Origin of the sequence: Vibrio sp. 10N, assembly GCF_036245475.1 — a bacterium.
Lineage (GTDB): Bacteria > Pseudomonadota > Gammaproteobacteria > Enterobacterales > Vibrionaceae > Vibrio.
Window position 1 is genome coordinate 1,853,643 of sequence record NZ_BTPM01000001.1, and the last position, 15,590, is coordinate 1,869,232.

The 15,590-nt window shown below is 45.7% G+C and carries 14 protein-coding genes and 1 riboswitch; of the genes, 7 read left to right on the top strand and 7 right to left on the bottom strand.

All coding sequences use genetic code 11. The annotated features are described in order from the left end of the window. Window positions 1-35 precede the first annotated feature (35 nt). The 3 genes from AAA946_RS08530 to AAA946_RS08540 form a co-directional block, all read right to left on the bottom strand. A complete protein-coding gene (locus AAA946_RS08530) occupies window positions 36-1,373 on the bottom strand; it encodes a Na+/H+ antiporter NhaC family protein (protein WP_338164474.1) in 1,338 nt (445 codons plus the stop codon). Between the two features lie 123 nt (window positions 1,374-1,496). Beyond that, window positions 1,497-3,572 carry a putative bifunctional diguanylate cyclase/phosphodiesterase gene (locus AAA946_RS08535; RefSeq protein ID WP_338164475.1) on the bottom strand — a complete coding sequence of 692 codons (2,076 nt, stop codon included), beginning with the start codon at window positions 3,570-3,572 and terminating at the stop codon, window positions 1,497-1,499. Further along, window positions 3,556-4,536, bottom strand: coding sequence for an ABC transporter substrate-binding protein (locus tag AAA946_RS08540; RefSeq protein WP_338164476.1), 981 nt, complete (start codon window positions 4,534-4,536; stop codon window positions 3,556-3,558). Before AAA946_RS08540 ends, AAA946_RS08535 begins: the two co-directional genes overlap by 17 nt. A 213-nt stretch (window positions 4,537-4,749) precedes the next feature. On the opposite strand from AAA946_RS08540, the gene sbcB reads away from it, so the two are divergent. The 5 genes from sbcB to purT all read left to right on the top strand — a co-directional run bounded on the left by sbcB (window position 4,750) and on the right by purT (window position 9,724). Next, on the top strand, window positions 4,750-6,171 hold the full coding sequence (gene sbcB / locus AAA946_RS08545) for an exodeoxyribonuclease I (RefSeq protein WP_338164477.1): 1,422 nt from the start codon (window positions 4,750-4,752) through the stop codon (window positions 6,169-6,171). A gap of 91 nt (window positions 6,172-6,262) precedes the next feature. Then, entirely contained in the window at window positions 6,263-6,628 is a 366-nt protein-coding gene (locus AAA946_RS08550; RefSeq protein ID WP_338164478.1) for a CidA/LrgA family protein, read from the top strand. A gap of 1 nt (window position 6,629) precedes the next feature. Next, the gene (locus tag AAA946_RS08555) at window positions 6,630-7,316 is read left to right on the top strand and encodes a CidB/LrgB family autolysis modulator (protein WP_338164479.1); all 687 of its coding nucleotides are present in this window, start codon (window positions 6,630-6,632) and stop codon (window positions 7,314-7,316) included. Between the two features lie 163 nt (window positions 7,317-7,479). Continuing rightward, window positions 7,480-8,367: a cytidine deaminase gene (gene cdd, locus AAA946_RS08560; protein ID WP_338164480.1), complete on the top strand. Its 888-nt coding sequence runs from the start codon at window positions 7,480-7,482 to the stop codon at window positions 8,365-8,367. Between the two features lie 181 nt (window positions 8,368-8,548). Beyond that, window positions 8,549-9,724 carry a formate-dependent phosphoribosylglycinamide formyltransferase gene (gene purT / locus AAA946_RS08565; RefSeq protein ID WP_338164481.1) on the top strand — a complete coding sequence of 392 codons (1,176 nt, stop codon included), beginning with the start codon at window positions 8,549-8,551 and terminating at the stop codon, window positions 9,722-9,724. A gap of 83 nt (window positions 9,725-9,807) precedes the next feature. Here purT and AAA946_RS08570 read toward each other — a convergent pair whose 3' ends face one another. Then, window positions 9,808-10,164, bottom strand: coding sequence for a VOC family protein (locus AAA946_RS08570; protein ID WP_338164482.1), 357 nt, complete (start codon window positions 10,162-10,164; stop codon window positions 9,808-9,810). 205 nt (window positions 10,165-10,369) lie between these two features. Between AAA946_RS08570 and AAA946_RS08575 the strand changes: the two genes are divergently transcribed. Then, window positions 10,370-11,395, top strand: coding sequence for a DUF3080 family protein (locus tag AAA946_RS08575; RefSeq protein WP_338164483.1), 1,026 nt, complete (start codon window positions 10,370-10,372; stop codon window positions 11,393-11,395). 14 nt (window positions 11,396-11,409) lie between these two features. On the opposite strand, the gene AAA946_RS08580 is transcribed toward AAA946_RS08575, so the two are convergent. From AAA946_RS08580 to AAA946_RS08590, 3 genes are all read right to left on the bottom strand, one after another. Next, on the bottom strand, window positions 11,410-12,273 hold the full coding sequence (locus AAA946_RS08580) for a DNA ligase (protein WP_338164484.1): 864 nt from the start codon (window positions 12,271-12,273) through the stop codon (window positions 11,410-11,412). A 240-nt stretch (window positions 12,274-12,513) separates the two neighbouring features. Beyond that, window positions 12,514-13,257, bottom strand: a complete 744-nt coding sequence (locus tag AAA946_RS08585; RefSeq protein ID WP_338164485.1) for a chromosome partitioning protein ParA — start codon at window positions 13,255-13,257, stop codon at window positions 12,514-12,516. Between the two features lie 24 nt (window positions 13,258-13,281). Continuing rightward, window positions 13,282-13,440: a hypothetical protein gene (locus AAA946_RS08590; protein WP_338164486.1), complete on the bottom strand. Its 159-nt coding sequence runs from the start codon at window positions 13,438-13,440 to the stop codon at window positions 13,282-13,284. Between the two features lie 384 nt (window positions 13,441-13,824). Next, window positions 13,825-13,937, top strand: a riboswitch (glycine riboswitch). Between the two features lie 144 nt (window positions 13,938-14,081). Between AAA946_RS08590 and AAA946_RS08595 the strand changes: the two genes are divergently transcribed. Continuing rightward, entirely contained in the window at window positions 14,082-15,449 is a 1,368-nt protein-coding gene (locus tag AAA946_RS08595; RefSeq protein WP_338164487.1) for an alanine/glycine:cation symporter family protein, read from the top strand. Window positions 15,450-15,590 lie beyond the last annotated feature (141 nt).

Below are 15,590 nucleotides of genomic sequence, written 5' to 3' on the forward strand. Positions count from 1 at the left end.
CTTCCACTTCTAACAAACCGCCTTTGTATCTGTACCTAAGAACGTTTAAGGAAAATTGCCACGACAGCCGCTAACGCTAGAGCAAAACAATAGTAAGAATTTGCGATGATATCTAATGGCGACAAGTTAAATACCGAGCCTAGCAATAATACCTGAGCACCGTACGGAAGCAGCCCTTGGATTACACAAGAGTAGATATCTAGTAGACTTGCCGAACGTTTTGGCGCGACTTGATACTCATCGGCCAACTCTTTAGCCACACTGCCCGACACAATAATCGCCACGGTGTTGTTCGCAGTACATAAGTTGACCATTGAAACCAAACCAGCGATACCAAACTCACTTGCTCTTCGGCTTGACGTTTTATCATGGGTCGAGCCAAAAGTTCGAATAGCTCGACTCACTAACTTAGTTAAAAATGCCAATCCACCTTGCTGGCGCATCAGCTCGCTCAAACCGCCAATTAGCATCGATAACAGGAAAATTTCCTGCATATTGCCAAAACCAGTGTAAATGTCCTGGCCGAGTGTCGTTAGACTATAATCATCAACAGATAGCAAACTCACTCCACCAGCAAGCAAAATACCGACAGTCAACACAACGAACACATTCAAACCAGATACCGCAAGTACAAGAATGGCCAAATAAGGCATTACTTTCAGCCACTCAATTGCGTCAGTTTCAGGTAAAGTCGTCGCCGAACTGTTGAAAGCAAAAATAAGCATCGCAACTAACGCAGCGGGAATCGCGATTTTGACGTTCTCTTTAAACTTGTCTCTCATGTGACACCCTTGAGAGCGCGTCGCTGCAATAGTGGTATCCGAGATAATCGACAAGTTGTCGCCAAACATCGCACCGCTCAGCACTACACCCGCCGTCAACGGAATGCTCATTCCCGCTGACTGGGCGATTCCAAGAGCAACCGGAGCAACTGCTGCGATTGTTCCCATTGACGTACCCATTGCAGTGGCAATAAAGGCAGAAATAAGAAAAATGCCTGGCAAAATCATACTGGTTGGGATGGCCGAAAGGCCAAGATTTACCGTTGCATCTACGCCGCCCGAGGCTTTAGCGACCGCAGCAAAAGCACCAGCCAACAAATAGATCATGCACATTGCAACGATGTCTTGATGGCCAACACCACGTAAAAACTGCTCAATAGCACGGTTAAGCTTCTCTTTACTCAGCAAGACTGCTAATACCACAGCTGGAAGCGCTGCAATCGGTGCTGGTAGCTGATAGAAAGCAAATTCAACCCCTTGCCAAGATAGGTAGCTACCTACTCCAATAAAAAGAGCTAAAAAAAGTGCAAGAGGTAACAGAGCTACGCCAGAAGCTTGAACTGATTGAGAGGTTTTATGTTGTGTAGACATACTAAAAGTCGCGTCGATGACAGAAAGGCGAGCAGACTAATCTCAACCAATAGACTTGTCAACGTCTAGACGTCCAAATGGCCGATAATTAATTACGAAACAAAATGAGTTGCGTATAAGTAGTTAGAGCGCTGTGGAATAGAGGTCATAGTGTTCAAGCCAAGCGATCGCCTCATTCATTGGCATCGCTTTGGCATAATAGAACCCCTGTGCAACCTTAATGCCGTACTCTCTCGCAAAAGCCTGCTGCTGTACCGTTTCTACCCCTTCAATAACAATATCAAAGCTGAGCTCCTTAGACAGTAAAGTGATGGCTTTAATGATCGCTCGTGTTTCGGGCTTATTGGCTGCCTCTTTAGTGAAGGAGCTATCTATTTTAACGGTCGAGAATGGGAAGTTTTTCAATAAATCTAGCGAGGCATTACCAGTGCCAAAATCGTCCAACTGCAACGAAAAGCCCATTTTTTTGAGTCGGTCTAGAGAAAGCAGTGTTTCCTGTTTATTTCGAAATATCGCGGTTTCGGTCAGTTCGAGTGGAAAGCGGCTCGCACTCAGTCCTGTTTCAAGTACCCTGCGTTTCAAAAATGGAATAAAGTGCTCATGTTCAAGTTGTACGGCAGAGATATTGATCGATACAGTATGATTGAAACCGTTGCTCTCCAAGCTACGTTGAAACTCTATGCATTTTTCAAACACAAACTCGCCAACCCGCATAATATCAACGGTTCTTTCTAGCATTGGAACAAAGATAGCCGGACTCAGGTAACTGCCATCATCTTGCTTCCAACGTAGCAGAGCCTCAAATCCCGTCACATTCAAAGTACCTACTTCCACTTGAGGCTGAAACCAGACTTCGAAACTGCCCTGCTCAACCGCCCTGCGCAGTTTATGATATAAACTGAATTTACGTCGGCTCGCCTCACCAATATCAATCGTGAAACGCTGAATGCCTGATGTACTCACCGGATTGCGCTTAGCAAAATACATTGCAGTATCTGCGCAGGAAAGTAGCGACTTGATCTCTACGCCGTCATCTGGAAAGCGTGCTATCCCTATCGAGCAATCAATTCTAAGCTGGGTAGACTCAAAGGTCACCGGAAGACGAATTATGGCTTGTAACTCACGCGCAAATAGTAGCGCCTCTTGCTCACTGTCCGTGAAATGTAGAATAGCGAATTCATCTCCGCCCAAACGAGCGATACTGTCACGCTCATCAGAGAGCTGTAAAATAGCCGCGCTCACCGTTTTCAACAGTGTATCACCAGCTAAATGTCCTAAGTTGTCATTCACTGACTTAAAGTTATCGATATCTAGGAAAAACAAGAACGCGCTTCGATTGTTTTCAAGCAGGACTTTAAAGCGCTCAAAAAAGCTCAATCGATTAGGTAGGCCGGTAAGAAAATCGGTTCGAGCGAGAGAGACGGCGTTTCCCTCTGCCTCTTTACGCATCTCGACCTCTGCTACGAGCTCTTTTTTACTCACGGTTGTCACTTGGAGCTCCCGGTACATCTCTTCTAGGCTTTGAAACAGTTCATGCCATTCTCGAATACGGGAGTATTTGGAGTGGTTCGAGTCATAATGAGCATAATCTTGGCCGATTTTCTTCATTTCGTGTCGCACAGTTTTAAGCGGCACGATCAACGCTGTGTATAGCACAATCAAAACGACAAGTGAGAGAAACGTAGTACTGCCCACCGCCACGGTTTGATTCCAAGATAGTCTCGATAACTCGAGCGCCGCGAGCTGTCTCGCCTCTTCACTCAAGTTATGCAGTTGAGTGATCAGATTCTGACTGTAAGTGTTCAGATTGATGGTAATCCACTGAATGTCCTTATCTATCGTTGCTTCGCTCAATCGCTCAAATTGCATTCGAATCCGTGAAATATCAGTAGACAGACGCTTGGCCAACATCTTCTCTTCTAGTTGAGTGATGTTGAGTAATTGACCCGCTTGCTTCTCAATCTTGTCTAGGGTATCTGACCACTGAGTTAAAGATTCAGAACGACGATAGAGATTATAATCAGCGACAATGACGTTCAAACGTGATGCTTGTTGACTGATTTCAAAAGCCTGCTCATCCAACGACAGTACGTCATCTCTCACCGCGTTTTGCTTTTGGGATAGGTAGGCCGTGGTCAGCATGAAAGCAGCAACCAAAGTAACAAACAGGGTTAAGATTTGCTTAATACTCGTTTTCATAGTCTAAAATCGTCTGTCTAAGCGGCGCGGCATCACGAAGCGGTTTTGGTCTCAATAGGTTTTTCGTATCAGTCGTTGAGTCTGCCGACAAACCATGCGACTGCAACCATACAAACTCTCGATCAAACAACGCGATGAGAGGCTGGTAAAGTGACACCGATAACACGCTATCTGCGAGAAGCTTTTGCACTTGTTTGGCATCTGCATTAAAACTGTCCATCAGCACTTGCTTGGCATAATCAGGCTGCTCTTCAAGGACGGACTCTGCGTCAATCATCGCAAGCAGCAATCGCGATACGTCTTCATCGGAAAGGCGTCGATGCGCCAGCATCAATTCATATTGAAGGAAGGTTCCGGGAAAATACTTCACAAAGCCGGTCTGGTTTGTTTGAGAAATAAGTTCTGAAACAAAGGGCTCTCGAATCGTTATATAGTCGCATTCACCTTCAATAAGGTGACGATTTAGTTCAGAGACGGGCACAAATTTAAAGATGACATTTTGCGCACCACTTCGCTCCGCCAAAGCTTGTCCAAAAAAGTGCAGCGCTGATACATACTGCGTACAAAGCACCTTATTTTCGAGATCCGCGAGGCTCGAAAATGGTTGCAGGCTTGCAATAGCATTGGAGTTATCTGAATCAAAGACCGTCGCCACTACACGATAATCCGGTAGTAAATGTTGACGTGCGAGATAGGCAATATCCGCGGCGAATATGACGTCGGCATCGATTTCACCATCAATCACTGAACGAAGCGCTAATGTCCCACTGGGTCTAGGTTCGATTGTCAGGTTAAGATTTTGCTTTTCAAACCTTTCTGCGGCATGAGCGAGATACAACAAACTGGCACCGGGCTGAAGACCCGTTACCACGGTGACATCTTTAGGTAGAGATTGCGTCGTTTCCTTCTCACCACAGCCTAAAAGCAGTGTGGCGCACAACATCATAATCGGCACACGTCCCATGTAATGTACCTCGCCTTTTTTCTTTTAATATAGTAAACAATTGGCCGTATTGTATATTTCCTTCAGAAGTACAAAAAAATGCGCAATTAGGCAGCAACAACATCTTAAAAATAGATTGTTGATTGCCATGTTTTGGCAGCGGTGGTCTAATATGGACTCAACGGAAAGCCCTGATTGTAAAGGCTCTCTCTCAGAACAAAGGAAGCATGCCCCATGTCTCAGCACCAACCCACTTTTTTCTTCTTCGATTACGAAACTTGGGGGGTGAGCCCGGCGAAAGACAGACCTTGTCAGTTCGCTGGGGTAAGAACGGATGCAGACTTTAATATCATTGGCGAGCCTTTGGTCATTTATTGCCAACCACCCGCCGATTACCTTCCTTCACCAGAAGCTGCGCTCATTACCGGAATTACCCCTCAGCTATGCCAAGAAAAAGGGCTCTCGGAGCCTGAGTTCATCGCCAAGATCCATGAACAATTAGCGACGCCAAATACCACCAGTCTCGGCTATAACAGCATTCGCTTTGACGATGAAGTGACTCGATACACCTGCTACCGCAATTTCATCGATCCTTATGCTTGGAGCTGGCAAAACGGCAACTCTCGCTGGGATCTGCTCGACGTCATGAGAGCGTGTCACGCACTGCGCCCAGATGGTATTGAGTGGCCAGAAAATGAAGAAGGATTTACTAGCTTCAAACTGGAGCACCTTTCTGTTGCCAACGGTATTGAGCATGAAAATGCTCACGATGCGATGGCCGATGTCATCGCTACTATTGAGCTCGCGAAAAAAGTCAAAGCGGCTCAGCCTAAGCTGTTTGATTATTTCTATTCCATGCGCCAAAAGCGCAAGTTGAACGAGTTGGTTGATATCGTCAATATGACGCCACTAATGCACGTCTCAGGAATGCTCGGGAAAGAGTGTCAGTACACTAGCTGGGTCGTACCAATTGCTTGGCATCCTACTAATCAAAACGCAGTTATTGTCGCGGATTTAGCGAAAGATCCTCAGCCTTTGCTCGATCTTGATGTTGAAGCGCTGCACCAAAGACTCTACACCAAGCGCGATGAACTCGGTCAAGATGAGCTTCCAGTGCCACTCAAGCTTATTCACTTAAACAAGTGCCCAATTCTAGCGCCGGCCAAAACACTCACTGCCGAAAATGCAGCGAACATTGGTATTGACCGTGAGCAGTGTTTAAAAAACCTTGCGCTTATTAAGCAGCACCCAGAAGTTCGTGAGAAGTTGATCGGCCTCTACAGCATTGAACGTGAATATGCAGAAGACAATGATGTCGATACTCAACTCTACAGCGGATTCTTCACTCCTGCGGATAAAAGTGCGATGGATATTATTCGCGAGACAGAACCGAATAATCTATCTGCATTAGACATTAGTTTTTGTGATTCTAGAATTGAGCCTCTGCTATTCCGATATCGCGCGCGCCACTTCGCTTGGACGCTTGATGAGTCGGAGCAGACAAGGTGGGCAAATCATTGTCGTGAGTTTTTCGAAAGTCGTATTGAAGATTACATGCTAAATATGGAAAACTTAGTTCACGAACATGAGTCTGACGAGAAAAAGCTCGCCATACTAAAATCCGTCTACCGCTACGTGGAGCGTCTCGTTTCTTAACACCTTCATCCACGTAGTCGAAGGCAGCCTAATTATTCTATGTTTAGGCTGCCCACTGTATGAACACTCTATTTTTTACTAAGAGGAAGCCATGCTAAAAACCGTGCTTCGCTATGTAGCCTCTTTTGCCATTATTTTTGTTTCACTTTGGTTAGGTAACGCCCTTCAAAGCCTACTCGACGTTTCCATCCCTGGAAGTGTGTTTGGCATGTTGCTTCTATTTGCAGGCCTAGCCACCGGCATGATCCCGGTTCGCTTAGTGCAACCCGGAGCTCATGTGTTTATTCGCTATATGATTTTGCTCTTTGTGCCGATAAGTGTCGGCCTGATGAATCACTTCGATATGCTAGTGAGCAACGCACTCCCTATTCTAGCTAGTGCTGTGGGTGGATCTTTGATCGTATTGATTGTGCTTTCGGTGTTCCTTGATCGCTTTTTAAAGAAGGGAGACAAGTAATATGTGGCTTCCTGTCACCGTTATCGTGTTTTTTATTGCACGCTTTATTGCCATAAAAGCGAAGAATCCCATTTTCAATCCGCTTTTACTTAGCATCGCAATGCTGATCCCTCTGCTACTGGTACTGAATGTACCATTTGATACCTACTATGCAGACAACGAGTGGATCAGCTACTTGCTTCAACCTGCGGTTGTTGCTCTAGCCTACCCTCTGTACGAGCAACTTCCTCAGATACGCCAAAACTGGCGCATCATTGCCCTTGCCTGCGGTGTAGGAAGCATCGCGTCTATGTTTACGGCATCGATTATCGCCGTATTGCTGGGTGCAGACATGGAGCTTATTGCTAGCTTGCTTGGTAAGTCCGTTACTACTCCTATCGCAATGGAGGTTTCTAGTCATCTTGGCGGAGAGCCTGCGATTGCAGCCATCCTTGTGTTACTTGTTGGCCTATTCGGTGCCATTATGGCCTATCCAATTTACCAACTATTAGGCGTCACCCACCCTATTGCGAAAGGTCTCACCATGGGAACGGTATCTCACGCCTTAGGCACTGCTACAAGCGCTGAAAAAGATCCTCGCGATGCCGCGTTTAGCTCCCTAGCACTAGTAATATGCGGTGTCATTACCTCAGTCTTAGCACCATCAATGTTCGCCTTTTCGATTTGGTTGAGCCATTGGCTTCACTAATACCTATTGCGGGTTGTCAGAACTAGCAACCCGCTCTTTGTGTGACATCACTCTTATATTGCAACTTTTACAATTGTTGCAACCATACATGTGATCATCATCACCTTTATATCCCCAAAACTTGCTTAGAATGTACAAAACACTTCATCACATAGGAAACCGCATGACTGATCGTTTTGATTCTGCGTTGGCCGACATTCCAGAGCATATTGCTACATTTTTAAAGCCTATTTTAACGGCTCCAGATTTCGATGCGACTTTATCCAAAGAGCAGTTTGAAAAGCTCCAGGCTTTGTCTGGTCTTGACGATAGCGAGCTGCGTGTCGCCCTTTTACCTTTTGCAGCAGCGTATTCCTATGCGCCGATTTCAGAGTTTTTTGTTGGCGCGATCGTTCGTGGATTATCCGGACGCCTGTATTTTGGTGCCAACATGGAAATCATTGGAGCTCAACTTGGTCAAACCGTTCATGCCGAGCAGTCCGCTATCAGCCATGCTTGGATGAAAGGTGAAACTGGTCTGAAGGACATCACCATCAACTACAGTCCTTGCGGCCACTGTCGTCAGTTCATGAATGAGCTGACCACCGCCGATTCTTTGGTTGTGCAATTGCCTCAACGTGATGAAATGACGTTACAAGAGTACCTACCAGAATCGTTCGGTCCTAAAGATTTAGGTATTACCGATGCGCTAATGAGTCCTAAACAGCACGGGCTCTCAACCGATGAAACAGACACATTGGTTCTCGCTGCTGTTGATGCGCTAAATCAAAGCCACTCGCCTTATACTAAGAACCTTAGTGGCGTTGCTATTAGCACTAAAGACGGCAATACCTTCAAAGGTGCTTATGCGGAAAACGCGGCATTCAACCCTAGCCTGCCTCCGCTTCAAGTTGCTTTCATGCAACTATTACTAGCAGGGCAGTCGTTCGAAGATATTCAACTCGTGGCGCTTGCAGAGATGGCCTCCGGTAAAATTAGCCATCTAGCTGACACACAAGCGACGCTAGAAGCTATCGACCCAGATATTCCATTGGAATATGTCGCTCTTTAGCCAACTGTTCTATTGAACGAAATCAGCTTTATTGAACAATAATCATAGCCTCGCCCTATCGCGAGGCTATTTTTTTGGTGATTCTACTATCTCGATTTATTTTCCACGCAAACGTTTGCTTTTTGAAGATAATCCAGTATGATCCTCGGCAATTCTTCCTCATGAACGTCAAGGATTTTATATGTTTGGTACAGCAACTCGTGAAAACGCTACACGTGTATTACTGTTGGGCTCTGGTGAACTGGGTAAAGAAGTCGCCATCGAATGTCAGCGACTTGGTTTAGAAGTCATCGCCTGCGATCGCTACGAAGACGCACCAGCAATGCAAGTGGCTCACCGTAGCTATGTACTTGACATGTTAGATGGGGAAGCACTAGAAGCCATCATCGAAAAAGAAAAGCCGAGCTATGTGGTTCCTGAAATTGAAGCCATCGCAACGGACAAGTTAGTGGAGCTTGAAAACAAAGGACTCAATGTTGTCCCTACTGCGAATGCGACCAAACTCACCATGAACCGTGAAGGGATCCGACGCTTAGCAGCAGAAGAACTGGGATTGAACACCTCCCCTTACCAGTTTGCAGACAACTATGACGATTTCAAAGCGGCGGTTGAACACGTTGGTGTCCCTTGTGTCGTTAAGCCGGTAATGAGCTCTTCGGGCAAAGGTCAAAGTGTCATCAAAACCGAAGCAGACATCGAGACAGCGTGGACATATGCTCAAGAAGGTGGTCGCACTGGCGCCGGACGGGTCATCGTAGAAGGTTTCATCGACTTTGATTACGAGATTACATTGCTGACTGTACGTGCGGTTGACGGCGTTCACTTCTGTGCGCCTATTGGCCATCGCCAAGAAGATGGCGACTACCGCGAATCTTGGCAGCCACAGTTAATGACAGAGAATGCACGTAAAGCGGCGGAGTACACGGCTGAGCAAGTGGTTAACGCACTTGGTGGCTACGGCATTTTTGGCGTAGAGCTGTTCGTTAAAGGTGACAAAGTAATTTTCAACGAAGTGTCGCCACGTCCCCACGATACGGGCCTAGTCACACTGATTTCTCAAGAAATGTCAGAGTTTGCACTTCATGTACGTGCGTTTACCGGTATGCCAGTCAACAGCATTGCACAATATGGTCCAGCTGCATCAGCCGTGATTCTTGGCCAAGGCACTTCGAACAACATTCGTTTTGAAGGTCTTGATGAAGCGCTAGCGCTACCACAAACTCAAGTGCGCCTGTTCGGTAAGCCAGATATCGACGGTCGTCGCCGTTTAGGTGTGGTATTGACTAAACGTAAATCGCTAGAAACAGCGGTAGATGAAGCAGTGAGCTGCGCGAAGAAAGTGAAAGTCATTTACTAAGTTCACGCGTTCTATTCACGCAAAAAATGAGGCTCTGAAGTGATTCAGAGCCTCATTTTTATTGTCTACTCAGCACGTTGATACTAACGTAACTCAGACCAAACAGCGAACTCGTTGCCACTTGGCTCAGTAAAATGGAAACGGCAACCGCCGGGAAAGTCAAAGATTTCGCGAATAATCACACCTTGGTTGGCCTCAACCTTTTTGTATGTTGCCTCAATGTTGGCACTATAGAAGACCAGTAGTGCGCCGCCATTCGCTGCGGTTGAACATAAATCTGCACGATAGAACCCACCATTCAAACCTTGATTTTCAAACGCGGTATAGTCATCGCCATAATCCTGAAAAGACCAGTCAAATACAGCAGTAAAGAAACGCTTTGTTTTGTCTAAATCACGGGCCGCAAATTCAACGTAGTCCAGTTTTACTTGCTCACTCATTTCAGCTCCATTGTTTGAGTCATCAATTACCATCCATAGTAAAAGATCTATCTCTTGAGGTTTGTGAGAAGATAGGCATTTATCTCAAACCTCCTAATGATCAGCTATGCACTATGATTACGTAACAGGTAATTGAGGCAGACAAAGTTCACTCGCACCTCAGGGAGTCAGACTTACCGTGCGCACTAAAGAGATTTCGCTTTCAATGAAATTAATCGCCAAGTCACCACTACTACTTTTCATTGCAATGATGACAGGTTGTTTTAGCGATACACCGAGTGAGCGCTTTCTTGATTACCAGGAGCGAATTGCCAACATTCAGCAAAGTGAACTCATCCCTGCCCCAGTTCTTGAGCTGGTCGAGCTTCCCGCAAAGCGCCAGCTTACCAAAGAAATACCACGCACGACTCTTGGTCTAGTAGACAGCTATCAGCTAAGAAAATGCAATCTATTTGGCTTAATTGCAGAGCGCAACTCGGTGCTTGGCAAAGTTCAGGATCAGTTTAGAAACTTCGACTACCAACTGCAGCTTATTGATGGGCTTGAGCGCTGCTTAACTTCAAATCAAATTGAGCCAGAGCTTAAAGAAAGTCTACAGACAATCTTGGATATGAAGTACCAGTACTTACCTGACTACTTCTTTAATCTTGTTTACACCAGTGATGCCATGCGGCTGCAACTCAGTGGTTCGGATTGGATTGTGCGGCGCGATGCCAGCCATGCATTACAAATTAGAGAGCCATTAGAGGCTTTCAACGCTGTTGCCAAGTTCATTGCTACCAGTGAACGAGGAACCCTTGAGCGCCCGCCACTACTGACTGACTATCAAGAAATACTTGAGAAACAGAACGTGATTGGGCGCTTGGCTTTTTCTTTGGAAGCGAGTGAGCGATGGTTGCAAACGGTCACAGCGCAACTCAATCAATTTGACGATAGCATTCCTTGTGGTAAAAACCGCGACAAGTCGCGCTTTAACTATCTGGTTAACGTCTTCAACAACGTCTTTGTGAAAGAGGTGCAACCCTACCTCTCTTACCTAGATTCTGAATATCAGGCATTGTCAGCTCAAACCCTGTTTGTATCGGCACTGCTCCAGACCACGGATGACAGCGGCTACAACCTAGAGGCAAGGCATCTCGCCTTCAAACAAGCAAACCGGGCACATGTCGACTACTGGAAACGTCTTTTTAAACGCTGTGGTCGCGATTTGTCCTCTGTGGTGAATCGATAAAAGCCTTATCTTTGTTACTCCGTCTCTCGTATGCGATGGTATCGCGCAAAGCGCGGAATGCCATTTTCAGTCCACCCATTATGCTTAAACATAATCGTCTTCCCTATTGCGGGTGGATTGGCTCTCTCCTCGTCGGTAAAGCCCGTACCGATATACAGCCGAACACCACCGTTTATCTCCACGAGTATTGCCCCCATCATGCCGTCGTATTTTCCTTTTCCTGGTTTATATCCAACGACAATCCCTTCGGTATCTTGAACGGTTTTCACTTTAATTAAGCTGTCGTTTCGCCCTGGGTGATAAATTTCATGGCGCTTTTTGAGCATTAAGCCTTCAGCTTCATCGTGGGTCACCTGAGTGAGTAACGCTTGTAGGTCTTTGTGCGTCTCTACAACCTTTTGTTCAACACACTGAATGTGCGTATACGGCAGCGACTCACAATAGTTTTTTAGGTAACCGTATCGCTGTTCAAATGAACCTAAGTGACCTGGCACATCAAACAGCATAAAAGTAATCGCTTGCCACTGTGATGAATCGGGCACTTTATCAAGCACTGTTTTTTGCACTTGTCCAAAGCCACCTCTTCCTGCCCACAACTCCCCTTCAATCGTTATCTCAGGTAGATCCTTAACGAACCATTTGGGAGCATTTAAAATGCGACCGGATCGTGTGACCAACTCCTTCCCTGTCCAAATTGCTCGAATTCCATCAAGTTTTTCACTGACATAATAGCTAGCAAGGTCAATATCCTGATGGTATTCCAATGCGTTAGTGACGTTGGGGGCTTGGTCAAGAAATTGAATTCCGTGCGCGTCCACTTTTGCCGCTAGTGCAGCAAAAACAACGAGTGTCGATACTTTTTCCATCGGCTTATACACGTTAAATGTCTCTCCATTCTTCTACTTAAAATGGCGCTGAATTAGATGTTTACGACAGTCTAGAAGTTTGAAGTAAGCGAGCCACGTGCGGTGGTAAGAATTACGAGTTAGGTGTGAAGAAGATTCGCAGAGAGACGTATCAATTGCATTAAGATTTGATGCAGCCCGTATTTGCTAGGAAAGTACTTCCTCTTGCTTGTTGTTACACATAGTAAAAAGCAAAAGGAAGCGAACCGAGTGCTATTGGATGCCCAACTCAGTTTTCAAAGTAGCAATATGGTTAAGATCCATATTGTGTACTTTGAGCATCTGTTCAATTTGGCTCAGTGATGACGTCGCAGAGTCATAACGTTCACACGAGTCTGATTTCGCGTCCCATGATGTACCTTCAAGATACAAGTCACAGTCCTGTTTTAACCTTTGCAGGTTTGGAGTGATTTGCGCTCGTTCTTGCTCTAGCTTAGCAACTTCAGCTTTGAGTTCAGCCTCTCGCTTAAACAGCTCTTGCGACTGTTCAAACATCGAGCTTTGAATGTCATTTTTACGCACCAACTGAGTGTTCTCTTTCTCTTGTTTCACTAGCTGCTGTTTTTTATTCGATAGCTGATTCTGCAGATCCGTTTTATCTTGCTCTAGTTTGGCAATTTGAACCTGAAGAGCGTCGATTTGCTCCTGATTCTCAGCCACTTTTTCTTCTACAGCTTTGCGAAGCTTCAACTGTGCCTTCTCCTCTGCCATAGACAGTTGCTCAGTCAAAATTTGCTCATGGCCTTGGGTTTGAGTCACGGTTTGTTGGTAACGCAATTCCAGATCCGCATAGCGCTGCTGCCAATCTTTTTGAGTCACCGAAGCACCTATGAGCCCGCCAGTTGCCATACCCAGCACAGCTGCGATCCCTATATAAAGACGAGCTCGATTATCTTTTTGCTCGATGACAACAACGTCATCGTTCTCGGTTTGCTGGTTTTGTTGTTGCTTATCCACACCTACTCCTGAGAGTGACCATAACTATCGAATTAATTCTGAAATTACCAGCGTCGTCACGTAAATCGCAAACGCTGATATGGCAGTGACTATGACCACTTTCTGGACTTTTTCATTAGTCCGATAGCGAAACAGCATAAAGGCAAGCACGACAAGAAAAGCGATCGCTAACAGTCGAGTCATATACATCTCCTTGTATTAAGGGAAGTCCTGAAAGTCAGGTAAAGCCCACATTATGCTCACTGCACAGCGCGACACTTTACCCCACTTAATCGAATTTTACGTCAGAAACATTTCAAATATACCAAATGGTTGACTTTGCTACCCTATTTGCTCAAATAAAATTGTAAATTTCTTCATGACATCGCTATTTAAATACGCTAGGATTGCGTTCACAGATTATCTAGTATCTAGATATTTGTTCCAATGAAGACTGCAGGAGAGTGGTAATTAACTAGATGTTTACATTTAGTTAAAACTACCCGCCGAAGAAGTAAATCTTTCAGGTGCTTTATTCTGAGAAATCAGAGCTTATCAATTGATAAGGATAAAGTGAGGACTGTAGTTGGAGGAACCTCTGGAGAGAACCGTACTACTTGTTGGTAGAAAGCGGTCGCCGAAGGAGCAAGCTCATTTCTATGATGAGTGAAACTCTCAGGCAAAAGGACAGAGGAGAGAATAGCAACATTGAAACACTCAATTCAGTAACTGGCGCTATGCCAGTGTTTAGCGATATGAGTAGTCCTCTTCGATCATGCCATGCTTGATCGAGCGTACTGCCCTTTCTCTCTTCTCCTTAAGTTTTGTTTTATTAAGGGGAAATCATGAACAATCTTCAATCTACATTACAAACCATTGACTCATTCGTTTGGGGTCCACCACTACTTATTTTGTTGGTCGGTACCGGCGTTTACTTCACGTTTAAATTGGGTCTTTTACAGTTCCGCCATCTTCCGACTGCGTTAAAACTTATATTTACCAAAGACAAATCTGGCCAAGGCGATGTGTCTAGCTTTGCAGCTCTTTGTACCGCACTCTCTGCCACAATTGGTACAGGTAATATCGTTGGTGTTGCAACGGCGATTAAACTTGGTGGTCCCGGTGCGCTATTTTGGATGTGGCTTGCGGCGCTATTTGGTATGGCAACCAAATACGCGGAATGCTTGCTTGCAGTGAAATACCGTAAAGTGGACGACAAAGGCCAAATGCTCGGCGGCCCTATGTACTATCTTCGAGATGGCGTAGGCTCCAAGTTTCTCGCGACCATGTTCGCAGTATTTGCCCTCGGTGTAGCATGCTTTGGTATCGGTACTTTTCCGCAAGTGAATGCCATTCTTGATGCCAGCGAAATTTCGTTTGGTGTATCACGCGAACTTTCAGCAGCTGTACTCACGCTATTAGTCGCTTTCGTTACCCTAGGTGGCATTCAATCAATTGCTAAGGTGGCAGGTAAAGTCGTACCAACTATGGCGGTATTCTATGTACTGGCGTGTCTCAGCGTTATCATCATGAACGCTGATAAGCTTGTGGATGCGGTACAACTTGTCGTTGTTTCAGCGTTTAGTAGCACAGCTGCAACTGGTGGCTTTGTCGGCGCGAGCATCATGCTAGCGATCCAATCGGGTATCGCTCGCGGCGTATTCTCTAACGAAAGTGGTCTTGGTAGTGCACCAATGGCAGCAGCGGCAGCGAAAACTGATAGCTGCGTTCGTCAGGGACTCATCTCGATGACAGGTACCTTTATCGATACCATCATCATTTGTACCATGACGGGTTTGGCATTGATTCTCACTGGTGCATGGCAAAGTGACTTTGCTGGCGCAGCAATGACCACTCACGCGTTTGCGACCGGTCTTAACGCTGAGTACTTTGGTCCAATGCTGGTCTCTATTGGTCTCATGTTCTTTGCCTTCACAACGATTCTTGGCTGGAACTACTATGGTGAGCGCTGCGTGGTATTCCTGATGGGCACGAAAGCGGTACTACCTTATAAAATCATTTTCGTTGGTTTGGTCGCCTCCGGCGCGTTCCTGCATCTGGATATGATTTGGATTATCGCCGATATCGTCAATGGTTTGATGGCCATACCTAACCTGATTGGTTTAGTGCTTCTTCGTGGTGTCGTCATTGAAGAAACTAAGCTCTACTTTGCCGCGCAATCCCGCACAAACAAAGTCGCTGCAACGGCATAATGTCGTTAGACTGATCAAAAAAAGGTCTGAATAATCAGACCTTTTTTTACATAAACATAATGTCGGCAATGCTATCTAATGCCGCATCAACGGCGCCGTTTACCTGCACTGCGACACTCGACATAAACGCCGAACAAACCG